This is a genomic window from Agathobacter rectalis ATCC 33656 (assembly GCF_000020605.1).
GTDB lineage: Bacteria > Bacillota > Clostridia > Lachnospirales > Lachnospiraceae > Roseburia > Roseburia rectalis.
Window position 1 is genome coordinate 202,139 of record NC_012781.1, and the last position, 25,653, is coordinate 227,791.

General features: G+C 43.5%; 27 protein-coding genes. 21 read left to right on the forward strand and 6 right to left on the reverse strand.

Annotated elements, in window-relative coordinates; genetic code table 11:
* Positions 1-162: 162 nt before the first annotated feature.
* The 6 genes from EUBREC_RS00975 (at position 163) to EUBREC_RS01000 (ending at position 5,620) form a co-directional block, all read left to right on the forward strand.
* On the forward strand, positions 163-1,041 hold the full coding sequence (locus tag EUBREC_RS00975; protein ID WP_012741141.1) for an AraC family transcriptional regulator: 879 nt from the start codon (positions 163-165) through the stop codon (positions 1,039-1,041).
* A 487-nt stretch (positions 1,042-1,528) separates the two neighbouring features.
* Complete coding sequence (locus EUBREC_RS00980) at positions 1,529-2,557, forward strand: ABC transporter substrate-binding protein (RefSeq protein ID WP_041254400.1); 1,029 nt, start codon at positions 1,529-1,531, stop codon at positions 2,555-2,557.
* A gap of 34 nt (positions 2,558-2,591) precedes the next feature.
* Positions 2,592-3,473: an ABC transporter permease gene (locus EUBREC_RS00985; RefSeq protein WP_041253776.1), complete on the forward strand. Its 882-nt coding sequence runs from the start codon at positions 2,592-2,594 to the stop codon at positions 3,471-3,473.
* Positions 3,473-4,246, forward strand: a complete 774-nt coding sequence (locus EUBREC_RS00990) for an ABC transporter ATP-binding protein (RefSeq protein ID WP_012741144.1) — start codon at positions 3,473-3,475, stop codon at positions 4,244-4,246. The genes EUBREC_RS00985 and EUBREC_RS00990 overlap by 1 nt, the downstream gene beginning before the upstream one ends.
* Before the next feature lie 86 nt (positions 4,247-4,332).
* Entirely contained in the window at positions 4,333-5,001 is a 669-nt protein-coding gene (locus EUBREC_RS00995) for a DUF3990 domain-containing protein (protein ID WP_012741145.1), read from the forward strand.
* Positions 4,985-5,620, forward strand: a complete 636-nt coding sequence (locus EUBREC_RS01000; protein WP_012741146.1) for a helix-turn-helix domain-containing protein — start codon at positions 4,985-4,987, stop codon at positions 5,618-5,620. Before EUBREC_RS00995 ends, EUBREC_RS01000 begins: the two co-directional genes overlap by 17 nt.
* 22 nt (positions 5,621-5,642) lie before the next feature.
* Here the strand turns inward: EUBREC_RS01000 and EUBREC_RS01005 are convergent, their stop codons facing one another.
* The 4 genes from EUBREC_RS01005 to thiS all read right to left on the reverse strand — a co-directional run bounded on the left by EUBREC_RS01005 (position 5,643) and on the right by thiS (position 8,805).
* A complete protein-coding gene (locus EUBREC_RS01005) occupies positions 5,643-6,371 on the reverse strand; it encodes a thiamine phosphate synthase (RefSeq protein ID WP_012741147.1) in 729 nt (242 codons plus the stop codon).
* Between the two features lie 95 nt (positions 6,372-6,466).
* Positions 6,467-7,732, reverse strand: a complete 1,266-nt coding sequence (gene thiH, locus EUBREC_RS01010) for a 2-iminoacetate synthase ThiH (protein ID WP_012741148.1) — start codon at positions 7,730-7,732, stop codon at positions 6,467-6,469.
* Positions 7,733-7,768: 36 nt separating this feature from the next.
* Positions 7,769-8,557, reverse strand: a complete 789-nt coding sequence (locus EUBREC_RS01015; protein ID WP_012741149.1) for a thiazole synthase — start codon at positions 8,555-8,557, stop codon at positions 7,769-7,771.
* A gap of 50 nt (positions 8,558-8,607) precedes the next feature.
* Positions 8,608-8,805, reverse strand: coding sequence for a sulfur carrier protein ThiS (thiS, locus tag EUBREC_RS01020; RefSeq protein WP_012741150.1), 198 nt, complete (start codon positions 8,803-8,805; stop codon positions 8,608-8,610).
* 570 nt (positions 8,806-9,375) lie between these two features.
* On the opposite strand from thiS, the gene EUBREC_RS01025 reads away from it, so the two are divergent.
* The gene (locus EUBREC_RS01025; RefSeq protein WP_022293766.1) at positions 9,376-9,594 is read left to right on the forward strand and encodes a hypothetical protein; all 219 of its coding nucleotides are present in this window, start codon (positions 9,376-9,378) and stop codon (positions 9,592-9,594) included.
* Between the two features lie 301 nt (positions 9,595-9,895).
* Positions 9,896-11,476, forward strand: coding sequence for a glucose-6-phosphate isomerase (locus tag EUBREC_RS01030; RefSeq protein WP_041253778.1), 1,581 nt, complete (start codon positions 9,896-9,898; stop codon positions 11,474-11,476).
* Between the two features lie 179 nt (positions 11,477-11,655).
* On the opposite strand, the gene EUBREC_RS01035 is transcribed toward EUBREC_RS01030, so the two are convergent.
* Complete coding sequence (locus EUBREC_RS01035) at positions 11,656-11,847, reverse strand: hypothetical protein (RefSeq protein ID WP_012741155.1); 192 nt, start codon at positions 11,845-11,847, stop codon at positions 11,656-11,658.
* Between the two features lie 64 nt (positions 11,848-11,911).
* Entirely contained in the window at positions 11,912-12,433 is a 522-nt protein-coding gene (locus tag EUBREC_RS01040; RefSeq protein WP_012741156.1) for a hypothetical protein, read from the reverse strand.
* Between the two features lie 662 nt (positions 12,434-13,095).
* Here EUBREC_RS01040 and EUBREC_RS01045 point away from each other — a divergent pair.
* The 13 genes from EUBREC_RS01045 (at position 13,096) to EUBREC_RS01105 (ending at position 25,650) form a co-directional block, all read left to right on the forward strand.
* Positions 13,096-13,341, forward strand: a complete 246-nt coding sequence (locus tag EUBREC_RS01045) for a TM1266 family iron-only hydrogenase system putative regulator (protein ID WP_012741158.1) — start codon at positions 13,096-13,098, stop codon at positions 13,339-13,341.
* Between the two features lie 25 nt (positions 13,342-13,366).
* The gene (gene hydE / locus EUBREC_RS01050) at positions 13,367-14,425 is read left to right on the forward strand and encodes a [FeFe] hydrogenase H-cluster radical SAM maturase HydE (RefSeq protein WP_012741159.1); all 1,059 of its coding nucleotides are present in this window, start codon (positions 13,367-13,369) and stop codon (positions 14,423-14,425) included.
* A 56-nt stretch (positions 14,426-14,481) separates the two neighbouring features.
* Positions 14,482-15,909, forward strand: coding sequence for a [FeFe] hydrogenase H-cluster radical SAM maturase HydG (gene hydG / locus EUBREC_RS01055; RefSeq protein ID WP_012741160.1), 1,428 nt, complete (start codon positions 14,482-14,484; stop codon positions 15,907-15,909).
* A gap of 10 nt (positions 15,910-15,919) precedes the next feature.
* Positions 15,920-17,236: a [FeFe] hydrogenase H-cluster maturation GTPase HydF gene (hydF, locus tag EUBREC_RS01060; RefSeq protein ID WP_041253780.1), complete on the forward strand. Its 1,317-nt coding sequence runs from the start codon at positions 15,920-15,922 to the stop codon at positions 17,234-17,236.
* Between the two features lie 38 nt (positions 17,237-17,274).
* Positions 17,275-17,949, forward strand: coding sequence for a DUF3877 family protein (locus EUBREC_RS01065; RefSeq protein ID WP_012741162.1), 675 nt, complete (start codon positions 17,275-17,277; stop codon positions 17,947-17,949).
* 216 nt (positions 17,950-18,165) lie between these two features.
* Complete coding sequence (locus EUBREC_RS01070) at positions 18,166-18,771, forward strand: TetR/AcrR family transcriptional regulator (protein ID WP_012741163.1); 606 nt, start codon at positions 18,166-18,168, stop codon at positions 18,769-18,771.
* 138 nt (positions 18,772-18,909) lie between these two features.
* Positions 18,910-19,467: an HdeD family acid-resistance protein gene (locus EUBREC_RS01075; protein ID WP_012741164.1), complete on the forward strand. Its 558-nt coding sequence runs from the start codon at positions 18,910-18,912 to the stop codon at positions 19,465-19,467.
* Positions 19,455-20,825, forward strand: a complete 1,371-nt coding sequence (locus EUBREC_RS01080) for a radical SAM/SPASM domain-containing protein (protein ID WP_012741165.1) — start codon at positions 19,455-19,457, stop codon at positions 20,823-20,825. Before EUBREC_RS01075 ends, EUBREC_RS01080 begins: the two co-directional genes overlap by 13 nt.
* Complete coding sequence (locus EUBREC_RS01085) at positions 20,825-21,604, forward strand: TatD family hydrolase (RefSeq protein ID WP_012741166.1); 780 nt, start codon at positions 20,825-20,827, stop codon at positions 21,602-21,604. The genes EUBREC_RS01080 and EUBREC_RS01085 overlap by 1 nt, the downstream gene beginning before the upstream one ends.
* 427 nt (positions 21,605-22,031) lie before the next feature.
* Positions 22,032-22,898, forward strand: a complete 867-nt coding sequence (gene rsmA, locus EUBREC_RS01090) for a 16S rRNA (adenine(1518)-N(6)/adenine(1519)-N(6))-dimethyltransferase RsmA (protein WP_012741167.1) — start codon at positions 22,032-22,034, stop codon at positions 22,896-22,898.
* Positions 22,899-22,972: 74 nt separating this feature from the next.
* The gene (locus tag EUBREC_RS01095; protein ID WP_012741168.1) at positions 22,973-23,650 is read left to right on the forward strand and encodes a M23 family metallopeptidase; all 678 of its coding nucleotides are present in this window, start codon (positions 22,973-22,975) and stop codon (positions 23,648-23,650) included.
* 9 nt (positions 23,651-23,659) lie between these two features.
* The gene (locus EUBREC_RS16525) at positions 23,660-25,309 is read left to right on the forward strand and encodes a tetratricopeptide repeat-containing diguanylate cyclase (protein ID WP_012741169.1); all 1,650 of its coding nucleotides are present in this window, start codon (positions 23,660-23,662) and stop codon (positions 25,307-25,309) included.
* A 41-nt stretch (positions 25,310-25,350) separates the two neighbouring features.
* Positions 25,351-25,650, forward strand: a complete 300-nt coding sequence (locus tag EUBREC_RS01105) for a GIY-YIG nuclease family protein (RefSeq protein WP_012741170.1) — start codon at positions 25,351-25,353, stop codon at positions 25,648-25,650.
* Positions 25,651-25,653 lie beyond the last annotated feature (3 nt).

Genomic DNA, 25,653 nt, shown 5'->3' on the forward strand with positions numbered 1-25,653 from the left:
TCATTATTCATATTACAGTGTAGATTCATCAAAACCTTGAGAACAAATAAAAAATTGCACACCTTATGCATGTAATATGTTAAAATAAAAATAGTTGATATATCATTATTATAGTAAACAAACCGGATGGGGATTAAAAGAGACTAAGGAATATGTAGAAAAATGTATTTTGAATTAAAAGAAAACCGGCCACACGGCACACCGGAAAATCCGTTCAGCCAATACCATATCAGTGATGTAAAACGTGCATTCCAGATTCCGGTACACTGGCACGATGAGCTGGAAATTATATATGTAAAGCAAGGCAAGCTGCATGTGACCATATCAGGTGAAAACTATATAGGAAGCCCAAAGGATGCATTTGTGGTATCTCCGGGCAGTCTGCATTTAATGGGCTCGCCGACAGGAGATGCAGATTATTACACGTTTCTGTTTCCTCTTGAATATATATCATTTCAGACGGACGATCTCATGGAAAAATCAATCCTATCCCCTCTCAAACGAGGCAGACTTATGATTAGTCCTCAGATAAATGATACAGCAGCAGATATATGCGAGCGGCTGATAGAGATAAATGAACAGATATCAGGGAAAAACGCAGAAAAAACAGATGCTGCAAATATAGAGGCGCAATTTGAGACAAAAATAACTCTCATCAAATTCATCCGGAAAATGTGGAGAAATGGTCTGATTCTGGAAAATGGCACAAATGGCACCAACACAACAGAAAAAGAAATGATAACGTATATCCGGCAAAACTATACAAGGGAAATTTCACTGAAGGAATTTGGTGCACAGTTTCATTTGTCAGAAAAATACATATCACGCTACTTTAAAGAGCATTTTCATATTACTCTGTCACAGTATGTCAATCATCTCAGGCTGGAGCACGCCAGACAGCTATTGGAGGAATCAACAGCTTCCGTTACAGAGGTTGCGATGTGCAGTGGATATCAGAATGTGAGCTATTTTATACGCAGCTTCAAGAAAATGTATGGGGTATCACCTCTTAAATACAGAAATTTTCAAACTTTACCTTGACAAAGTGACAAAAAGAGCATAAAGTATATTAAAAGATTAATTTAACAGTGTTTCAAAACCGATGAGAAAGAAGAGTAGACCTTTCCGGATATCTCAGAGAGCTGCAGATGGTGGGATTGCAGTATGGATGGATTTGTTGAATGGCCTTTCGAGGGTGATCCGAAGCGTTTGATTGTACAGAGCATAGTTTCTTAACGATTAAATCAGTAGGCGTCACCGGGAACCGAACCCGTTATCATTTCGGCATGTATATTAGTACATGACAGAGTGGACAATTCGTCAAATTGAGTGGTACCGCGATAATAAGAATTTATTACCGTCTCAAGCATTAGCTTGAGGCGGTTTTTTGCATAAACACCCACATGATGAAATATCGTTAGCGCAAATTTGATTTGAGGCTATGACATTTGGCTTGTTGAGGCAGATTTATGAGAAAATCGCGAACATCGGGAAACAAACACTTCACAAAGAAAGTGAGGAATTCAATATGAAAAAGAAAGTATTATCAGTAATTTTAGCAGCAGTTTGCACCATGGGCCTTATGGCAGGCTGTGGAGCAGAGGGGTCAAAGGGATCTACACAGAGTGGCTCAAAGGGTGACAGCTACACAGTAGGTATTTCGCAGTTTGCAGAGCATGGCTCTCTTGACAACTGCAGGGAGGGCTTCTTAGAGGGCCTCAAGGAAGAGGGCATCGAGGAAGGTAAAAACCTTAAGGTTGATTACCAGAATGCACAGACAGATACCGGTACAGCAAGCACTATTGCAGACAGCTTCGTATCTGAGAAGGTTGATATGATTTGTGCCATCGCTACACCATGTGCAGCCAGCGCCTACAATTCAGCTATGAATGCAGACATTCCAACAGTATACACAGCAGTTTCAGATCCTGTTGTAGCAGGTCTTGCTAAGGAGGATGGCTCAAGTGTCGGAAACATCACAGGCTCATCAGACGTGCTTCCTGTTGAGGAGCAGCTTAAGATGATCAGGGAGATGATGCCGGATGCAAAGAAAATCGGTATTCTCTACACCACAAGTGAGGCAAACTCATGCAGCACCATTGAGGAGTACAAGGAGCTTGCAGATAAATACGATTTTGAAATCGTTGACACCGGAATAAACACATCAGCAGATATTGAGATTGCAGCATCAGATCTTGTTTCCAAGGTTGACTGCCTGTGCAACCTCACAGACAACACAGTAGTAAATGCACTCCAGACTGTTCTTGACAAGGCAAATGGAGCAAAGATTCCGGTATTCGGAAGTGAAATTGAGCAGGTTAAATCAGGCTGTGTCGCTTCAATGGGAATCGATTACTACCAGCTTGGAATCGAGACAGGAAAGATGGCAGCAAAGATTTTAAAGGGTGAGGAGAAAGCCTCTGACACTCCGTTTATCACAGCTTCAAAGGCAGAGCTTTATGTAAACACTGCAGCAGCAGACAAGGTTGGCATGACACTTGATGCAGATTATATCAAGGATGCAGCCGAGACATTTGATAAGATTGAAGTAAAATAGTTACGTTGATTTTTAAAGCAGGGGAGGATACACCGTGACACTAGTTTTAAGCGTTTTAGAGCAGGGCATGATTTATGCGATCATGGCTCTTGGAATATATATCACATACACCATACTGGATTTTCCGGATCTGACCGTAGATGGAAGTTTTCCGCTTGGAGCGGCACTTTCTGCGGTGCTCATCACAAAGGGCGTTAATCCGATACTCACACTGTTTGTGACATTTGCGGCAGGTGCGTTTGCCGGAATGCTGACCGGAATCATCCATGTGAAGCTCAAGGTGCGTGACCTTTTATCGGGAATTATCATGATGACAGCGCTTTACACGGTGAATCTTCGTATTGCAGGAAGAGCAAACCTGCCAATATACAATATGACCACACTTTTCGACAATGATTTTGTCAGAAATGTATTTAAGGGCGGCTTAGCACAGTTTTCAAATGTGATTATCATCCTTGTTATCACACTTGTGATGAAATTCCTGCTCGACTGGTACATGAGCACAAAGTCAGGATATCTGCTTCGCGCCGTAGGTGACAACGAGACTATCGTTACATCTATGGGTGTGGACAAGGGCATCACAAAAATCATCGGCCTTGCAATCGCCAACGGTCTTTGCAGCTTAAGCGGATGCATTTTTGCACAACAGCAGAGATATTTCGACGTATCAATGGGAACCGGAACAATGGTTATCGGACTGGCGAGCGTTATTATCGGAATCAGCCTGCTTAAAAAGGCAACATTTTTGCGTGTGACCTCGAGTGTTGTTATCGGTGCGATTGTATACAAGGCCTGTGTGGCAATCGCTATAAAGCTTGGTATGCCGTCGAGCGATTTGAAGCTCATTACAGCGGTATTGTTCCTCATCATTCTGGTGCTTGGAATGGATAGAAACAAAAGAAAGAAGGTGGCATAATGTTAGAGCTCAACCATATCCACAAATTATATAATCCGGGAACAGTCAACGAGATATGCCTCTTTGATGATTTTAATCTGAAAATAGATGATGGACAGTTTGTTTCCGTTGTAGGAAGTAATGGCTCCGGAAAGACATCTATGCTCAACATCATCTGCGGTTCTATCCCTATAGATGGTGGCAGCATTGTGGTAAACGGCACTGACATCACAAAGCAGAAGGATTTTATCAGACACCGCCGCATAGGCCGTGTATTTCAGGATCCGTCAAAGGGAACCTGTCCTTCCATGACAATCCTTGAAAATCTGTCCATAGCTGACAACAAAGGAAAGACATACGGTCTGGGCCGTGGTACAAACCACAGCAGGATAGAGCATTACAAGGAGATGCTTGCAGAGTTAAACCTCGGACTTGAGGATAAGCTTCACACAAAGGTTGGGGCACTTTCTGGCGGTCAGAGACAGACACTTGCGCTTCTCATGGCTACGATGAATCCAATCGAGTTTCTCATCCTTGATGAGCACACAGCAGCCCTCGATCCAAAGACCGCTGAGATTGTAATGCAGCTCACAGGCAAGATTGTGGCAGAGAAGAAGGTCACAACAATCATGGTCACACACAATCTGCGCTACGCTGTTGAATACGGAGACCGCCTTATCATGATGCATCAGGGCAAGGCAATAATCGACAAGGCCGGCGCTGATAAGAAGGCTATGCAGGTTGATGATATTCTTGGCACATTCAATGAGATCAGTATTGAGTGCGGAAACTAGTGCATGCGAAATATAAATATGAATTGAAAATGTCCTCCTGTGGGAGTATAATATAACTATACTATACTTCTGAGGGAGGATATTTTATGCTTTTATATCATGGATCGGATCATATTATTGAAAAGCCGGAATTTGGTGCAGGAAAGAAGCATAATGATTATGGAAGGGGATTCTATTGTACACAAAATATAGAATTAGCTAAGGAATGGGCCGTATCAGAGGATGCAGACGGATATGTTAATAAATATAGCATATATACATCAAAACTAGAGGTTTTGGATATAAACAGTGACAAATATACTATGATGCATTGGCTTGGAATATTACTTAAGAACCGTATATTTACACTCACAACTCCACTTGAACGAGAGGCAAAACAATATATTCTGGATAATTTTAATATATCACTGGATGGAATTGATATTGTAAAGGGGTATAGGGCAGATGATAGTTATTTTTCTTATGCACGTGATTTTATAAGTGGTGTTATTTCTTATGAACAGCTTTCAAAGGCTATGAGACTGGGAAAGCTTGGAGAGCAATACTGTCTTATCAGTAAAAAAGCATTTGCAGCTTTAGAATATACCGGAAGTGAGTATGCTAATTTTAAGGAATGGTATCCACGGAAAATGCTTAGAGATATGTATGCCCGAAAAGGATATAAGGATATGGAAAAGGAATCATATAGAAGGGGAGAACTGTATATTTCAAGGATTATAGATGAGGAGATGAAAAAAGATGATTTACGCATATGACAAGGTTTATCTTCGAATTGCACAGCGAAGTCTTGGGGAGATGCTTAGTTATGCAGTGTATGACCTCGGATATGAGCTGGAGGATTATTATAAAAGATTTTTGCAGTCTGAATATAGTATGCGCTTTTCAAAAGGCGATTTATTTGTGATAACCGGGATGTCGGGCGCTGAACTTGCGATAAGGGTATTAGATATACCTGATGATGATATAATCATGCCTTCGTACAATACAGCTAAAAGCCAGGAATATTGGACAGGATGGATTCTGGCATATTACCAATGGGAGAATGGCAAAACCTTTGAAATGATTGATAAAGAGATACCTATTTGTAAAATCAGAAATATGTATAATCCTTATCATGAGATGGATATTTCATCTGCCATTTTGAAATTGAGAGAGATGAGTCAGGTATCAAGAGCGGAGACATATCTTAAAAAACTACGCAAAAGGGCTGGTATCAGTCAGAGCATTCTTGCGGAAGAAACAGGCATTCCTGTAAAAACTATTCAACAGTATGAACAGCGCAGAAAGGATATAAATAAAGCACAGGTCGAGTATGTTGTCAGGCTGTCAAAGGCATTGTGCTGTGAACCGCAGGATATTTTGGAGGAAAAATAAAAACTGTGATATAGTCGGTAAATTATACCCTCATCATCCCCGACATAATACATCCTCCGGCGGCTCCACATTCCATAACATCAGCAAGTCGCGGAACACTAATGTCTGGCACAGCATCATAAGTGGATGGTGAATCGGAAGCTGTGCTGTCATCGTTTGAAGCAATATTAATGCCGCCGATTGCATAAACCGGTATCCCAACCGCATCACAGACATTTTTGAGGAAATCAAGTCCGCGCGGGGGCAATCCTTTTTTGCAGTCGGTTGCAAAAATATGTCCTGCCGTCATATATGTGGCACCAAGCTGTTCGGCTTTTATGGCATCTTCTACAGAATGGACAGAGGTTCCGATAACCTTGAAGAATTGTTGATAATTGTCAGTGCTTTTTGACATACCTGTGGAAATATTGCCGGACACATTTTTTTTGACATAAGCTTCAAGGATTGGCAATGGCAGATGTATATACGGATGCTCAAGCTCCATTGCTACATTTATAAAGCTGTGCAGCATGCACTGCACATCATATTTTTTACACAGAGCAATCACATCGCGTGCCAGAGACAGATATTCTGCCTCCGGCATATCCTTTTCCCTGAGCACAATTGCATGAGGATGGAGCTTACAGACGCGCTCGAGCTGTTCCATGAACGGACGGCTGCACAGGTGTCTGTTTGTGATAGCGATTATATTATCACTCTGTAAAGCATGTTTTGAGTTTTCGTATTCGTATAAGAGTTTTTCCTTATTCATATTTGTTCCTACATATTCATATATACATATTTATATCTGTTAAAATTAAAATGATTACTGATTCTAATTCAAGCATTTCATTGTTTACAGGATTCCTACACGTAAATATAGTCGCTCATCACCGGCTGCAAACCATTGTCGAGCAGTGCATTAAATACCTCATCTACGCTTCTGCCATCAGAGATTTCAAACTGGTCATCACCCTTGTCCTCTATATCGTCCACATGGCTTCCGATTCCGGTGCTGACACCGGCTGAAATCTTGGTGGCGGCGATATTTACGAGATTGTCACGCACACGCGCTACCTCTCTAGTAGATATGGTGATGCTTGCAAACGGCATGAAGAGCCTGTAAGCGCATACCACCTGAAGGAGCTGTGTCTCGTGGACATCCTTTGGATTGATACGGTCATTGTTTATGATAGGGCACAGACGAGGGCATGAGAATGCAATCTCGGCTCTTGGATATTTTTTCTGGAGCAGGTATGCGTGATATCCGGTGGCAAGTGCATCCTTTCTGAAATCGTCGAGACCTAAAAGTGCGGCAAAGCCGACACCTCTCATACCGCCCTTAAGAGCACGCTCCTGTGCATTTACACGGTAAGGGAAAATTCTCTTGTGTCCGGCAAGGTGAAGAGTCTCGTATTTGTCAGAATTGTAGGTCTCCTGGAAAACGGTCACATAGTCAGCACCGCACTCGTGCAGGTATGCGTACTCGTCAGAGTTCATAGGATAAACCTCAAGACCTATAACCTTGAAATATTTGCGGGCAATTTTGCATGCCTCTCCAATGTATTCGACGTCTGACATTTTCTTGCTCTCACCGGTGAGAATCAGAATTTCCTGAAGACCGGTTTTGGCGATTGCAGCCATTTCCTTTTCGATTTCTGAGGCATTCAGCTTTGCGCGGTTGATTTTATTGTGACAGTTGAAACCACAGTAGATACAGTAGTTTTCGCAGTAGTTTGATATGTAAAGCGGCGTAAACATGCATACGCTGTTGCCGAAGTGCTTTCTGGTCTCAAGCTGTGCAGCCTGTGCGATTTCCTCAATAAATGGCTGTGCAGCAGGCGAGAGCAGAGCCTTGAAATCCTCCAATGTGCGGTATTCGTGGGAGAGTGCCGCGCGAACATCGGCTGCGGTGTATTGGTCGTAGTCGTAGGCATCCATTTCAGCAACAACCCTGTCCATGATATCGGAGTCAAGCACCTCCATATCAGGCAGATATTTCATATGGTCTATTCTGTTTTTCTTCATGTCCTCGAGGATTACTTCGTTTACAATGCTGTCGTTGAAGTGGTCATCGTGGGCGATATTTGCATTGATATCTTTATCGTTTGTTATATTTGTATCGTTAGTCATTATGTGTTCCCTTCAAAAGCTAAGTGTCATTTATGATTAGTCGCGCAGATATCCTGTCAGAGGAGATGATGCGCTGGCTCCTTTGGTCAGAGTGCGTCCGAGTCCTGACAGATAAGCCATTCTTCCGGCCTCGATAGCCTTTTTAAATGCTTCTGCCATTATCTCAACATCACCGGCTGTTGCAACAGCGGTGTTTGCCATGACTGCGGCAGCACCCATTTCCATAGCCTCGCATGCCTGTGAAGGACGGCCTATGCCTGCATCAACGATGATAGGCAGGTCGATTTCGTCAATCAGAATCTGGATAAATTCCTTTGTGCAGATACCCTTGTTTGAGCCGATTGGCGCACCGAGAGGCATGATGCAGGCAGCGCCGGCGTTTGCAAGGTCTCTTGCCACGTTGAGGTCAGGATACATGTAAGGCATTACGATAAAGCCCTCCTTGGCAAGAATCTCTGTAGCCTTTATTGTCTCAAAGTTGTCAGGAAGCAGATATTTGCTGTCGCGCATGATTTCAATTTTTACGAAGTCTCCACAGCCCAGCTCGCGGGATAAACGTGCGATTCTTACAGCCTCATCGGCATTTCTGGCGCCTGATGTGTTTGGAAGCAGTGTGACATTGTCCGGAATATAGTCGAGGATGTTTGCCAGTCCTCCATCGTTTGCACGGCGCAGAGCCAGTGTGATAATCTGTGCATCAGCCTTCTCAATGCAGGCCTTTACCAGGTCGAGTGAAAACTTTCCCGAACCGAGAATGAAACGTGAGGTAAACTCGTGACCTCCTAAAACTAATTTGTCTTTTGCTAAATCTATATTTTTACTCATGATTAACTCCTTATGTTTTTATTGATGGTGTAAAAAGTGTTCGATTTTAATCAGCCCCCACCCATAAAGCTTAAAATCTCTACCACATCGCCGTCGGCGATAGCAGTGCTGTCATACTCAGTCTTTGGAAGAATCTCTTCATTCAGCTCCACAACGATGTGCTTAGGGTTGTAATTGTTAGCTGAAAGATACTGCGAAACAGTCATGCCGCATACATCTGCAGCTTCTTTACCATTGATTTTTACCATTGTGCGTCTCCTTTCCGGATTGAGATGTGGAAAAAGCGGGGATTACCCCGAAGCAATACATTAAAAAAGAGCTCACAAAGCAATACACCCGTGGTGGTGTACCCCTTCATGAACTCTGTTCACTCTCAAAAATCCGTTATTAAACTATGTAAATATGTAAAATTAAAAGGGAGATACCAATAATTTTACAAACATGAGTATAGTACCTTGCACCGGCAAAGTCAACTGATTTTTAATAAAACCGCATTACGTTACTGATATGTAGTAACTGCATTACAACAATTTCCAACAAATTTTACATAACGCGGACAGTATATTTTCATTAGAATGATATATTATTAAAAGTAACTATTCAGAACCACTGAGAACAAAAAAGCTGATGCGTCATGCTTGCATGTAAGCGGCAGTTTTTTTGTTCTCAAGGTGGCTCGAATAGAGCCACCCCCACACATATGAGCAAAATTAGCTGCGTAGCAGCGGTAAAGCACGAGTATCGTGCGGTTTTGCGAATGTGCGTGGGGGTCTGAATAGTGATGAAAATTTCTGATAGCCGATTTGATGGAGGAAAATATGTTTGACGAAGAAATGATAACAAAATACAGATACATAATATTACTTCTTGGTACAGCAGTATCGTTTGTGTTTGGCTTTGCGGTGGCATTTGCACTTGCTAAGCTGTGTGGAGTGATGGCTGTAAAGGCAGTGCTCAATATCGCTTTCACGGCAGGCGGTATTACAGGAATGCTTGGATTTGTGTGCATCTGTCTGGCTGAGCTTAGACGCATATAGTTACACATAAAATGAAAGAAAACGGAATAAATTATTTTGACATACGACGAAATAAAAAAGAACAAAGAAATATGTGAATGCCTCCGATAGGAAGATGGGCATTCATGCGCAGGATGAGTATGGATCTGAATAGTTACTGATTTTACATAAAAAGTGCATATTCGCACACGAACAAAACAAAATACAAATTTTATCGAAAAACTTACTTATAAAGTTTCTCAGCTCTTGAACTTAAAAATGATTGATAGTATAATTTATGCGATTGGTGAAAATAAGATTAAATGATAAGGAGGAAATCGCAATGATTACCTGGAACAACTTGGATACCCTGGAATCCTTCAAGGAGCTTTCTAAAGTGGGACGTGTTGACATAAAAGAGGCCATGTCAGGAGACAATGGCGCTAAGCGTGTCAAGGAGTACAACATCCCAATGGCAGAAGGATTCACTTACAACTTCGCTGCAAAGCAGGTGGACGCAGATGTGCTTGAGGCACTTGCAAAGCTTGCAAAGGAGGCACAGCTTACAGAGAAATTTGAGGCACTTTACAATGGTGCTGTTATCAATACAGGTGAGAACCGTCTCGTTCTTCACCAGCTTACCCGTGGACAGCTCGGAGATGCTGTAGTGGCAGACGGAGTTGACAAGCGTAAATTCTACGTAGAGCAGCAGGAGAGAATCGCTGAGTTCGCAAACAAGGTTCACTCAGGCGAGATTACAAACGCAGCAGGAGAGAAGTTTACAACAGTTGTTCAGATAGGAATCGGCGGAAGCGATTTAGGACCTCGTGCTATGTACTTAGCACTTGAGAACTGGGCAAAGAAAAACAATACATTCAAGATGGAAGCCAAATTCATCAGCAATGTTGACCCTGATGATGCGGCAAGCGTACTTGCATCAGTTGACGTAGCTCACTCTATTTTCATATTAGTATCAAAATCAGGTACAACACTTGAGACTCTTACAAATGAGTCATTCGTAAAGGATGCATTAAAGAACGCAGGACTTGATGCTTCTAAGCACATGATTGCCGTAACAAGCGAGACATCACCACTTGCAAAGAGTGATGATTACCTTGCAGCCTTCTTCATGGACGATTACATCGGAGGACGTTACTCATCAACATCAGCAGTTGGTGGAGCAGTTCTCTCACTTGCATTCGGTCCTGAAGTATTTGCACAGTTCCTCGACGGAGCAGCAGCAGAGGATAAGCTTTCAAAGAATGCAAACATCATGGAGAATCCTGAGATGCTTGACGCACTCATCGGTGTTTACGAGAGAAACGTACTCGGATATCCTAGCACAGCAGTGCTTCCATACTCACAGGCACTCAGCCGTTTCCCTGCACATTTACAGCAGGCTGATATGGAGTCAAACGGCAAGTCGGTTAACCGTTTCGGTGAGCCTGTAGATTATGTGACAGGACCGGTTATCTTTGGTGAGCCTGGAACAAACGGACAGCACTCATTCTATCAGCTCCTTCATCAGGGAACAGATATTGTGCCACTCCAGTTCATCGGCTTCAAGAACAACCAGCTTGACACAGATGTAGTCATCCAGGACAGCACAAGCCAGCAGAAGCTCTGCGCAAACGTAGCAGCTCAGATTGTTGCATTTGCATGTGGTAAGGCAGACGACAACAAGAACAAGAACTTCGAGGGTGGACGTCCTTCAAGCATCATCATCGGAGACCAGGTAAATCCTGCATCTCTTGGTGCACTCCTTGCACACTTTGAGAACAAGATTATGTTCCAGGGCTTCTTATGGAATGTAAACAGCTTCGACCAGGAAGGTGTTCAGCTTGGAAAGCTGCTTGCAAAGAAGGTTCTTGCACATGAGACAGACGGAGCACTTAAGGAGCTCAGCGATATGCTTAATATTTAGCACATCGTTTTGCAGAGGTGAAGATACAGAAATATAAAAACGAGCCGCAATCCTGATACCAACAGGATTGCGGCTCGTTTTGTTCTGCCATAAATCATCCGGGTTAAAGATGATGCATGACGAATTGGGTGAGATAATTTATTTAGGTTTATAGTTACTAATGTTGATAAATGTTATCATTATTTGTGTGCTTTGTGAAAGACAATATCATCCTTGATATTGCTGTCGCATCTGGTATAAGCATGGCTATGGCTGTTCTTTCCGGCTGCATCACTGTCGTCCTTCTCAGGACCGTTCTCCATCCACCAGGCATAGGCTGCAGCGCCGATACAAACGGCAGCACACACGACAATTATTATTGTTTCAAGCATTTTAAATCCTCCGTTTTACTTTGTCAGCATGACGCGGAGAAAATGTTTATTTAATGTATCTAAGTTATATTTCCTCCGCATATGCGCGAGTTTTGAAATAATCAGCGAAGGAAATTAGTTTATGCCCATCCTTGTCGTGGATAAAACGGATAATAAAGCGCCGGCTCGTGTTTGTGAGGCATATGCGCATGACCACGATAGCGGCATATGCGAATAAAATAATATGTATTAACTGGAGTAACGCACCCAGCCAGCTTAAATTGGATGTAAGCCTGCCTAGAAAACCAAGCGAAGAGGTACGGATGCGGCATATGACTGCAGGAAAAGAAGGTATTTCTTCTATATACTGGCAATCCATGAGTGCCGACATATCTGACTCTGAATAAAGTACTGCGCGTGAGTCCAAAACTTCCTGCTGTGGAAGCGCGGCCTTATCAGAAGAGGCATAAGAGCCCCAGACAACCCTGTGATCGTATGAACCGTATGCTGTGCGGTCAGGATCAAATTCGTCCAGATTTTTGTCGAGACTTAGAAAGGAGCAGAATATAAGACAAAGCAACAGTGGTAAAACCAGTATTTTCTTCATGAGAGTCCGCTCCTTTCCTTCCAATTTATGTTTCTATTTTCTTCCTTTAGGTTAAAAAAGTCAACTTGTAAGTAGATTTCTTTTCAAAAATATTGAAATTCTTAATGGGCTGTAATTGTAACCAAATGATTATCTTAAATCAATGATATACATATTGCATAAAAAATAATCGAGAATTTATGCAAGTTTGTGCATCACGATAATAGACATTTTTCATGACACGTGATACTATAATTAACGTAAAAACCCCCCAATACATTATATATTTTTACTATCCCCATAGTAAAATACCTTCTCCTAAAGGACAGCAGAACGATGGCTGTTCTTTTTTTGTCCCAAAATAGTGTATATTTCGGGAAACAAGCAGATATAATGTTGTTGAAATGATTTAGACATGATACAATCAGATTAGATATTAGATAGCACGCAAGAAGCGAGACATGCTGATAACAGCTCTCTTTCTTCAAGCCTGCAGACATTGAAGGCTCTGATGTCATAATTCAGAGTCACTGACACCAAATACTGTGAGCAGATGATAGTTGATTCACGTATGAGGAGGAAGAACATTTTGAGATTAAGGGTGTACTTCCGGCGAAGTGCACCCTTCTTTTAGTGAACAAAGAGCTTTGTTCATATTAAATACAAGATATAAGGAGTAACGCATGGAAACAAGAATAGCCCTAATCGGCATTATAGTTGAAAATCCGGATTCGGTTGAGCAGCTTAATCATCTGCTGCATGAGTACGGCAGCTTCATTGTTGGGCGCATGGGTATCCCATACGAGAAAAAGAACGTGAATATCATCAGTGTGGCGATTGACGCACCACAGGATATTATCAGTGCTCTGTCCGGCAGGATTGGCAGGCTGGATGGCATAGGAGTGAAGACAGTTTACTCTAATAAATAAAGCAGACCAGACTACAGGAGAAAGCATGACTGACAATACAGCAATAATAAAAATTATAGATGAAATTACGGCCTGCCGGAATATCACCCTCGAGCAGCTGCATATGCTGCTTGAAACGGATGATATGCAGGCAGTTGATTACCTTAGAAAGAGGGCATCTGAGAAAGCACACGAGACCTATGGCAATCAGGTTTTTATACGAGGGCTGATAGAGTTTACCAACTACTGCAAAAACGACTGTCTCTACTGCGGCATAAGGCACAGCAATACTCACGCGGACCGCTACCGCCTGAGTACGGAGCAGATTATGGCATGCTGCGAGAGCGGCTATGAGCTTGGTTTTCGTACCTTTGTGCTGCAGGGAGGTGAAGATCCGTATTACACGGATGAGCGCATCTGTGAGATAGTGTCCGGGATTAAGGCAAAGTATCCGGACTGCGCAGTTACACTCTCTATCGGAGAAAAGTCAAAGGAGAGCTATCAGAGCTATTTTGATGCAGGGGCAGACAGATATCTGCTGCGCCATGAGACTGCGGATGAAAAGCATTACAGTAGGCTTCATCCGGCAGAGATGTCACTTGAAAACAGAAAGCAGTGCCTTTGGGATTTGAAAGAGATAGGATATCAGGTGGGATGCGGCTTCATGGTCGGATCGCCGGGACAGACAGTGGAGACCTTGTACGAGGATTTGCAGTTTATAAAGGAGCTTGAGCCTCACATGGTTGGAATCGGTCCGTTCATATCGCAGAAGGATACACCTTTTGCAAACGAGAAGTCAGGTACGATGGATGAGACGCTTCGCCTGCTTTCAATCATCAGGCTCATACATCCAAAAGTGCTGCTGCCTGCCACAACAGCGCTTGGCACAATCCATCCGCTCGGCAGGGAAAAGGGTATACAGTCGGGTGCCAATGTTGTGATGCCAAACCTCTCACCGGTCAATGTTCGTGACAAATACAAGCTCTACGACAATAAAATCTGCACCGGAGATGAGGCGGCAGAGTGCCGCTACTGTATGGAAAACCGGATGAAGAGCATCGGCTATCAGGTGGTGGTGTCGCGTGGGGACTACGCAAATTTTTGATTAATAGTTACGATTAATAAATATAAAACAACACCAGGATATAGAAGGAGATAAAAATGTATAACGTAAAATCATTAAAGGCTGAAGAATTTATTTCAGACGAGGAAATCAAAGAGACTCTCGAATACGCAGAGGCAAACAAAAATAATATAGGGCTTATCGATGCGATTATCGAGAAAGCAAAGCTAAAAAAAGGACTCACACACAGAGAGGCATCAGTGCTTTTAGCCTGTGAGATTCCGGAGAAGCTTGACGAGGTTTACAAGCTTGCACAGCAGATAAAGAAGGATTTCTACGGAAACAGAATCGTGCTTTTTGCACCGCTTTATCTGTCAAACTATTGTGTGAACGGCTGTGTTTACTGTCCATATCACATGAAAAATAAGCATATTGCGAGAAAGAAGCTCACTCAGGAGGAGATAGTAAAGGAGGTCACAGCCCTTCAGGATATGGGACACAAGCGTCTTGCAATCGAGGCAGGAGAGGACCCTGTAAACAATCCGATTGAGTATATTCTCGAGTGTATCAACACAATCTACAGCATCAAGCACAAAAACGGAGCTATCCGCCGTGTAAATGTAAATATCGCTGCCACTACAGTGGAGAATTACAGAAAGCTCAAGGAGGCAGGAATCGGAACCTACATACTCTTCCAGGAGACATATCACAAGGAGAGCTATGAGCAGCTTCATCCGACAGGACCAAAACATGACTATGCATATCACACAGAGGCAATGGACCGTGCTATGGAGGGCGGCATTGACGATGTGGGACTTGGTGTACTTTTCGGACTGGACAAATACAAGTACGAGTTTGCAGGACTTTTGATGCATGCAGAGCACCTTGAGGCAGTGCACGGTGTAGGTCCTCACACCATCAGTGTGCCGCGTATAAAGCACGCAGATGATATAGACCCGGATGTATTTGACAATGGCATCAGTGATGATACCTTCGCCAAAATATGCGCACTTATCCGTATTTCAGTGCCATACACAGGAATGATAATCTCAACCCGTGAGAGCCAGACTGTCCGTGAAAAGGTTCTGCCGCTCGGTGTTTCACAGATCAGCGGCGCATCAAAGACAAGTGTTGGAGGCTATGCAGACCCGGAGGCTGAGAAAAATGCAGAGGCAACATCGGAGCAGTTTGATGTCAGCGACCAGAGAACACTTGACGAGGTGGTAAACTGGCTTATGAAGATGGACTATATTCCGTCCTTCTGTACAGCCTGCTACAGAGAAGGCAGAACGGGAGACCGTTTTATGGCACTGTGCAAGAGCATGCAGATACTTAATTGCTGTCATCCGAACGCACTCATGACACTTAAGGAGTATCTCGAGGACTATGCAAGCCCGCAGACAAGAGAGCTTGGAATGAAGCTCATCGATAGGGAAATAGAAAAGATTACCAATCCAAAGGTTAAGCAGACCTGCTATGAGCATATACATGATATTGCAGACGGAAAGCGTGATTTCCGTTTCTAAAGGAGGAAATATGGGAAATTTGAATGAGACGCCTTCTGCCAACAGACTTCATATAGGTATATACGGAAAGACAAACAGTGGTAAGTCATCTCTGATAAATGCGGTTACAAAGCAGGAGGTTTCCATTGTAGCTGACGTGGCAGGTACGACAACCGACCCTGTGTACAAGCCGATGGAGATACATCCGCTCGGACCGTGCGTGATTATTGATACGGCGGGCTTTGATGATGACAGTGAGCTTGGTGAAAGACGAGTGGAAAAGACCCATCTGGCAGCAGAGAAGACAGACATAGCCGTTGTAGTGCTTGATATTGCAGAGGTCATTGCTGCAAAGAAGGCAGGGGTACCATTTAAAAAGGCTTTTAAGGATGAGGCAGAGTGGAGCCTGCTATTTGCAAAAAAACATACTCCGGTTGTATTTGCCTTAAACAAGATAGACGAGATTTTGCTTTCCGCAGAGGCTCAGGAAAAGAGCAGGGGAAAGCTTGACAATGCTGCAATAGAGGCCGCGAAGTGCTGGGTTTATGAGGAAAACAGTGCTGTGATGGGCAAAAATGCAGACAATAGCTTTGAGGTTGTAGCAGTCAGCGCATTAAAGGGCAAGGGAATGGATGCCGTTATCTCTGCACTCACACGCCTTTTGCCTGAGGATTTCGGACAGGAATTTATCCTGGGAGACCTTGTTTCTCAGACAGACCTGGTGCTTCTTGTTATGCCGCAGGATATCCAGGCGCCAAAGGGCAGACTCATATTGCCACAGGTGCAGACACTCAGGGAATTGCTCGATAGAAAATGTCTTGTGATGAGCACGACGACTGACAAAATGACAGATGCGCTTGCAGCATTATCTCACGCGCCAAAGCTCATCGTGACAGATTCACAGGTGTTTGGCTATGTGTACGAGCACAAACCGGCGGAGAGTATGCTCACATCATTTTCAGTGCTTTTTGCAGCATACAAGGGTGATCTGCCATATTATGTGGAGAGCGCAAGGGCAATTGATGCCTTAAAGCCATCCTCAAGAGTGCTTATCGCAGAGTGCTGTACACATGCGCCTCTTGCAGAGGATATAGGCAGGGTGAAGCTTCCGAACCTGCTTCGAAAGCGTGTCGGTGAGGAGCTTACCGTGGATATTACAAGCGGTACAGACTTCCCTGATAATCTTTCTCAGTACGATCTCGTTATTCAGTGCGGTGCTTGCATGTTTAACAGAAAATATGTATTATCAAGAATAGACAGGGCACGCACTCAGCATGTGCCGATGACAAACTATGGCGTGGCTATAGCACACCTGACAGGAATACTCGATAAGGTGAGCATGCCCTAGAAAAACCTTAAAAGCCGGGAGGAAGAGAAGCTATCGGTATGACGAAAACAAGCGATTTTGACGACAAAGTGAATTATAGTGGCGATTATAAAGGCAATTACAGCGGCGATTATAGAGACAATTACAGCAGCGATTATAGCGCCACCGGTTACGCTCGTCTAGCGAAGAGCCTTATTGACATTGTAAAGGAGCAGCAGGCAAAGCTTGGCTACAGGAAGGAAATAGTCAGACTGTATTATCCTCTTTCCACGCTCAGACATTTCTTTGAGTGCGCAGGGGCTGATAATAAAATTGCAACCGGCATGATTTCAGAGCAGCAGATGCTTGAAATCCTTGCTCCAAACAACCTGCCAAAACAGCTTACTGACACCATAGGTGAGATAAAGGTCACCGCAAAAAATGAGCGTTTCTGCATAGAGATACCACCTGAGGGCAGTGAGTATGTGCATGAAAACACAGCTGACAACGAGTTTATAAGTGAGCTGATTGCACTTGTCGGCACGCATGGCTGCACCATGGAGCAGATAACTGAGCTGTTTTACAAATACTCGGACAATATCGAGAAAAAGGATATGCAAAACGGCGAGTTTGACTGCTACATCCGCTTCTTAAATGAGCCGGATGACACATACTACTATTGCTTCCATGATGAGGGCTGCCATATTATTTATCATAGATTTCTGCCGCAGGATTATGCAGACTTTGGATTTTAATGGATATGTTTCTTTCTTTTGGTGTTGGCCTTTGAATTTAGTTTGAAGTTACACGGAGACATAGTTTGACAAAAATATAACAATCTAATATAATGGCGGTTGAGAGTATGGTTTATGTATAATACGCGCACGCTGAGTGAGGGAGACACGATGTTATTGTTCATACCTTAATGTGAACAGCAGCACAGCAGGCACAGCATAGCAGGAGATATACACATGGCAACATTTACCAGAAAAGCCATAATGCAGACTTTTTTACATATACTGAAAAACAAACCGCTTGACAGGATTACAGTCAAGGATATATGCGAGCAGTGTGAGATAAACAGAAATACATTTTACTATTATTTCAAGGACATATATGATGTGCTTGAGGCCATATTTGAGGACGAGGTCAGGCTTGTGATGGATGAGGCAAAGGAAGGCGTGACATTTCATGATGCATATGCCAGAGTCGCTGCCCTTATTCTTAATAACCGCGAGGCGATAATGCACATTTATGCATCGGAAAACGGCAGGGTATTAAGGACATATCTGGATGCCGTGGTTACGCAGGTGGTGCGCCGCTTTGTGTTGGAAAAGGCAGAGGGCTACAGCCTGGATGATAGTGACATTGCTTTTATCACGGCGTTTTACAGCAACGGAATCGTGGGCAGTACAATTAAGTGGATTGAGAGAGGCAGTATGATGAGCCGTTTGCCTGAGAACATTACGGCAAATGGCGTTGGACTGTCAAAAAGCCAATACAACAGAGATATTGTTAAGAGAATAGGTGACTCTTTCGATGCCACAATTTATGATATGATTGAGTGCTGTCTGTAGGCAGGCGGATATTGTATGACAAAATAATTCGAACAGATTTGACAGAGTGTCTGAATTTCAGACACTCTTATTTTTTTGTCCATTTTAAAGACGATTATGGTGGATTAGAATAGCAGACAAAAAGGAGGGAGATACTTTATGCACACATTGGTACGTGTGAAAAATGCATACACTGTCATGACAATATGCCTGATTGCATTGGGGGCAGCTTTGTTATTTGCGCCACAGCTTGGACTTAGGACTTTGTGCGTGGTGTATGGAGTGTTTCTCATAGTATACGGAGTGACAAAGTTGTCCGGATATTTTGCAAAGGATTTATTTCAGCTTGCGTTTCAGTTTGACCTGGCGCTTGGGATAGTTTCAATAGTGCTTGGAATCATAATTATTAAAAAAACTGAGTATATTATAGAGATATTGTCTACAGCAATAGGCATTTTTATGTTGGTAGATGGAGCGTTCAAGATACAGACTGCAGTGGAAGCAAAGCGTTTTGGCATCAAGAGATGGTGGCTCATACTCGTGATGTCGTTTGTAGTGGCATTTGTGGGAATACTGCTTCTTGTGACACCATTTGAGACCGCAGGCATGATAGTGAGATTAATAGGACTGAATTTGAGTCTTGACGGAATACTAAATTTATTTGTCGTCAGAAATACCGTTGAAACAATAAGGAGGAATACAAAGTGGGAAATTTAGGACATCAGGCAGCGAGACTTGCTGCATCAAAAATATGTGACAACATTGTAAAAGGACTTTGCAAGGACCCGGAGACAGAGGTTGTAAAGCTTATCGACATGTGGCAGAAATTTATGGGCGATGAGAAGATTGATTTAAACTATGACAGTGCGCGCAAGATGATCTGTGATAAGGACTGCACGCTCAACAAGTACATGCATCGTCTTATCAACGAGATAGATCCTCATGTATTAAAGACAATCGCGCTCAATCTGGGCTTTGAGGCATTTGTTTACGGCACAAAAACCATCCGTAAAAATCGTGAAAAGTATGGCTGCAATGTGCCATGGCTCATTCTTATGGATCCGACAAGTGCCTGCAATCTGCACTGTACAGGCTGCTGGGCAGCAGAGTATGGCCACAAGCTGAACCTTACCTTTGATGAGATGGATAAGGTTGTAACACAGGGCAAGGAGCTTGGAGTATATCTGTATATGTTCACAGGAGGAGAGCCTCTTGTCAGAAAAGCAGACCTTGTTAAGCTCTGTGAGAAGCACAACGACTGTGCATTTCTGGCATTCACAAACGGCACACTCGTGGATGAGGCCTTCTGCGCAGACTTAAAGCGTATCGGAAATCTGTACCTTGCAATAAGTCTTGAGGGCTTCTCAGAGGTAAACGACTTAAGACGAGGCACAGGTGTATTTGCAAAGGTTATGCATGCAATGGATTTGCTTAAGGAAAACGGACTTGTTTTCGGTACATCAATATGTTACACTTCAAAGAACTATAAGACAGTTACCAGTGATGAGTTTATCGACATGATTGTGGAAAAGGGCTGCCGCTATGCGCTTTACTTCCACTATATGCCTGTCGGAAACGATGCATCACTGGAACTCTTACCAAACCCTAAGCAGAGGCTTTACATCAAGGACCGTGTCCGTGAAATCAGAAATATGACAAGCGGCAAGGGAATTTTCACAATGGATTTCCAGAACGACGGCGAGTTTGTCGGAGGCTGTATCGCAGGAGGAAGAAACTACTTCCATATCAATGCCAACGGTGATGCTGAGCCATGTGTATTTATCCACTACTCAGGAGCCAACATCCGTACACACAGCATGCTTGAGATTTTGAAACAGCCGCTTTTCATGGCATATCATGATAACCAGCCATTTAATGAGAATCACTACAGACCATGTCCTATGCTTGAAAATCCTGAGATCTTACAGCGGCTCGTAAAGGAAACAGGGGCAAAATCAACTGATTTGCAGTCACCTGAGAGCGCAGAGCATCTGTGCAACAAGTGTAAGGAGTATGCGCAGGCATGGAAGCCTTGTGCCGATAAGCTTTGGGCGGAGGAAGGACACAGTAATTAATGATATTTGAAACACATGCCCATTATGATGATGACAGATTTAAGGACGACCGTGATGAAACAATAAAACGCGTCCATGAAAAAGGAGTTGCCCCGATAATAAATGTCGGGGCTTCTATTGGCTCTACCATGACTACAATAGAGCTTGCAAAGAAATATGACTTTATATATGCAGCGGTTGGAGTGCATCCAAGCGACGTAGCTGATTTAAACGAGGAAACCTTTGCATGGCTTAGGGAACAGACTGCATGGGAAAGGACTGTTGCAGTCGGGGAAATCGGACTGGACTATTACTGGGATAAGGAGCCAAAGGTGCAGGAAAACCAGCGCTACTGGTTTAAGCGTCAGCTTGAGCTTGCAGCAGAAGCATCGCTGCCGGTTATCATCCACTCGCGTGATGCAGCACAGGACACCATGGAAATCATGACAGAGGCAGCAAAAAAGGATATCCGCGGCGTGATACACTGCTATTCCTATTCACCGGAGATGGCACTGGAGTATGTAAAGCTGGGGTATTATATCGGAGTTGGAGGTGTCGTAACTTTCAAGAATGCAAAGAAGCTGGTACAGACAGTGTCAGAGCTTCCACTTGATAGAATCCTTCTTGAGACAGATTGTCCATACATGGCTCCGGAGCCACATCGAGGCACGAGGAATGATTCGTCAAACATTCCATATGTAATATCAAAGATAGCAGAAATCAAAGGCACTACGCCTGATGAGGTAGAGCGCAAAACCCGTGCAAATGCATTTGAACTTTTCACGCGTGTAAGTGATTGAGCCACAACATGAGGGACGAAAGTCGGGAACCGCCGCCCTGCCATGGGGCACGGTACACTCCCGCGTGAGCGAATAGCGAAGCGGTTTAGATACTGTAGGATTATGCTTAAATACGCAGAAATGCCCAGCCATGGACGGCTGGGCAAGGCGTTATGCGCCATGGACGGTGCATAAAAGCCGGTTTCGTCAAGCATAGAAAATCTTTAGACATAATCCGTACAGAATCTTAACTGCGAAGCGTAGCTCACGCGGGAGTGTACGTGCCCTATGGCAGGGCGGCGGTTCATGCTTTTCGTTCCAGGCTTCCGACAAAACCGCGAAAATTCACGAATATAATTGAAATAAAGGCATTTCATGTGATAATATAAAAAATAAAGACAGCAGTTAGACTGTCGCATCAGATGAAACGACACAAGGAGTGCATATCATGGCATATTTGGGAAATCCTAAGAACACAATCGAGGTTCTGCAGAAATACAATTTCAATTTTCAAAAGAAATTCGGACAGAACTTCCTTATTGATACAGGCATTTTGGAGGAAATCATAGACTCGGCCGGCATCACAAAGGACGATATGATACTTGAGATAGGCCCGGGAATAGGTACGATGACACAGTATCTGTGTGAGTCGGCGCGCCAGGTAATAGCAGTCGAGATAGATACAAATCTGATACCTATACTTAAGGATACTCTGAGTGAATATGATAATGTAAAGGTCATAAATGATGATATATTAAAGGTAGACATAAATGCTCTGGCAGAAGAATATAATAATGGTAAGCCGATAAAGGTTGTTGCAAACCTGCCATATTACATAACGACACCTATTATTATGGGGCTGTTCGAGAGTCATGTGCCGATAGACAGTATTACAATTATGGTGCAGAAGGAGGTCGCAGACCGTATGCAGGCAGCTCCCGGCAAGAAGGATTACGGAGCTCTGTCACTTGCTGTGCAGTATTATTCGCACCCTGAGATAGTGGTAAATGTGCCGCCAAGCTGTTTCATGCCACAGCCAAAGGTAGGAAGCTCTGTTATATCGCTCAAGCGATACGAAAAGCCGGTGGTTGACGTAGAGGATGAAAAGCTGATGTTCAAAATCATCAGGGCATCCTTCAACCAGCGCAGGAAAACTCTTGCAAACGGGCTCAACAATTTCGGTGGTATGGGACTGACCAAGGAGCAGATACAGCAGAGCATAGAGGCTCTCGGAGTCCCTGTAAATGTGCGTGGTGAGGCTCTAAGTCTTGCACAGTTTGCACAATTATCAAATATAATTGGTGCCGCAAAATAGAAAAAGCATGAATAAATCCATGCAGACAGGACATACTATCATCAGAACAATTCAGATGATGGAGGTAATGTCCTATGAAAAAACAACAAATTGCAGCAGCGGCATGTCTCGTGGCTGGAGCCATAGGATTTGCAGCGGTATATTCAACACAGAAACCCGGGAAAGACGAGATACCAACAGAAATTTCACAGACTTCGTCTATAGTTGAGCCTACAGAGAAAAAGACACCACAGAAAACTACAGAAAAAGTAGACTCAGAGAAAAAAATGGGACAGGAAGAATCAGCTGCAGGGCAGCAGGAAAATCAGCAGCCCACGGAAAAACAACTGCATTTTGTCCCGGAAAATGTGACAAACTGGCCTGTAAAGGGAGATGTGCTTTTGCCGTTTTCCATGGACAAGACGGTTTATTTCCCGACACTCGACCAGTATCAGTATAATCGTGGCATGGTAATACGTGCAAACGAAGGAGATGCGGTATGCTCAGTTACCGAGGGCAGGATTATAGACATATATGACAGCGCAGAGACAGGCTGCACAGTAGTGCAGGATTTAGGAGACGGCTATACGGCTACTTACGGACAGCTTGCAAATCTAACCTGCAGTGAAGGCGATGTGCTTGAGGCAGGAGAAACACTTGGAACAGTTGGAAAGGTGACCAGATACTATACTGTTGAGGGCACCAATGTGTATTTTGCTATGGAACAGGATGGAAAACCGGTCAATCCTATGGACTATTTCGGAGATATATAGAGGTGAAAAGTGGAGTTTAATGAATACAATGAGAGTGTGAAAAACTGGACAAATGGCATTCTTGACAATTACAGAAAGGATGCCGAGCTCACAATCAGATATTGCCATGAGCTGATAGATTACGGAGAAAAGACAGCAGATTCAAAGCTCCTGGGCTTCGGATACTATCATCTTGCCATGATACTTTATTGCCTGAATGACTACGATAACATTTTTGATATCGTGGTCAGGGCGATAGATCATCTGGAGAAGGCGCAGAGCTGGAGCATGCTGGCGCGCGCATGCAATATACTTGGTATCATCACGTCAGGCAGAGGCAATCAGCCGGTAGCATATGACTATTATCTGGATGGACTGATGTACTGCAAGAAGTATGGCCTGTTGGAAGAACAGAGCATTATAAATGTCAATTGCGGAGCTTTAAATATCAAAGTGGGCAGATATAAGGAGGCCATGGAATATTTTCAAAAAGCCATGGAATACATAGCTTCCGCACCGGATGAACCTTCATATCACACCAGGATGATATCTCTTTATGAGAATATGATAAACTGCAAGGTACTGGAGAGTGACTTTACCGGAATAGATGAGATTCTTGAGATTGTGGAGAGGGAGCATCTGCCGTATGCAGATGCAATCGACAGGCTTGGAATGCTTATCAGCAGAACCTTTTACATGCATAAAAGCGGACAGATTGAAAAACGTGACGAGTGTATCAGGCGCATTGATGGTGTAATCACGCAGGATATGCTTTTTATGGATCTGATAGAGGATTTCTTTGTGTATCTCGAGGTGCTTTTCGAGAGTGAAAAGATTGATGAATTCTGGCATCTGATGGAGCTTATGGAGCCGATGATAAACAATCTTAAGGTCACAAGCATGCAGATGAGACTTTTAGGTCTTAAAATCAGATTTTACAGAAAGCACCATATGGGTGCAGAGTATCTGCAGGCGGCAGGGCTGTACTATGAGCTTTCCGAGCGCAAGGAGCTTGAGGCCAAGGCTATGATAAAAGAGGTCATAGAGCTTAGGGCGAATTTCGAGAAGGTAAATCGTGCCAAGAAAAAAATTGAGAAGGAGAATAAGCTTCTTGCGGCGCAGTCTGAGACAGATCCGCTTACAGGCATGGCAAACAGGCGAAAGCTTAATATACAGGCGGATGAGATGTTTTCGCATGCTCATAAATGTGGTCACAATTTTGCTATTGAGATACTGGATGTGGATTATTTCAAGGAGTACAATGATAATTACGGGCATCAGGAGGGGGACAGATGTCTGATTGCGATTGCGGACTGTATAAGCAAAGTTGCGGGAGTACATGGAGGTTTTTGTGCCAGATACGGCGGGGACGAGTTTGTAGTCATATACGAGAATATATCAAAGGAAGATGCTAAAGAATATGTGGAGGAGCTTCGCCGCAAGGTTATGGAGCTGACTCTGCCACACCGGTTTTCAAAGATGCTGCCTATTGTCACAATCACACAGGGCATGTATTGCGATGTACCAAAAGAAGAAAACAGAGTGTGGGATTTTTTACATGTGGCAGATGAGATACTATACAGCGTAAAGACAGACAACCGTGGCAGCTGCAGAGTGGTCGACAGAGCAGAGTTTATGCTTATGTCAGGCTATGGCACTACGATTCAGGGGCAGGCCTGATATCATATTGTCATGTCATAAGCACAGCGTTGATTATTGAGATGGACAAAGCAGATATGGATGAAAATTATACATATATTGTAAGGTGTGCTGACGGCACACTTTATACCGGTTGGACAAATGACCTGAAAAAGCGCATAAAAGCGCATAACTCCGGGAAAGGTGCCAAATATACAAAGACACGCAGACCTGTGGAGCTGGTCTATTTCGAGCACTTTGCCACGAAAGAGGAGGCAATGAGCAGGGAGTATCATATAAAACAGCTCAAGCGCGCACAAAAGCAGGCTCTGATAGATGAAATGAATAAAAATAACAAAAGTATTTTTACACAAAACGGATAGTCG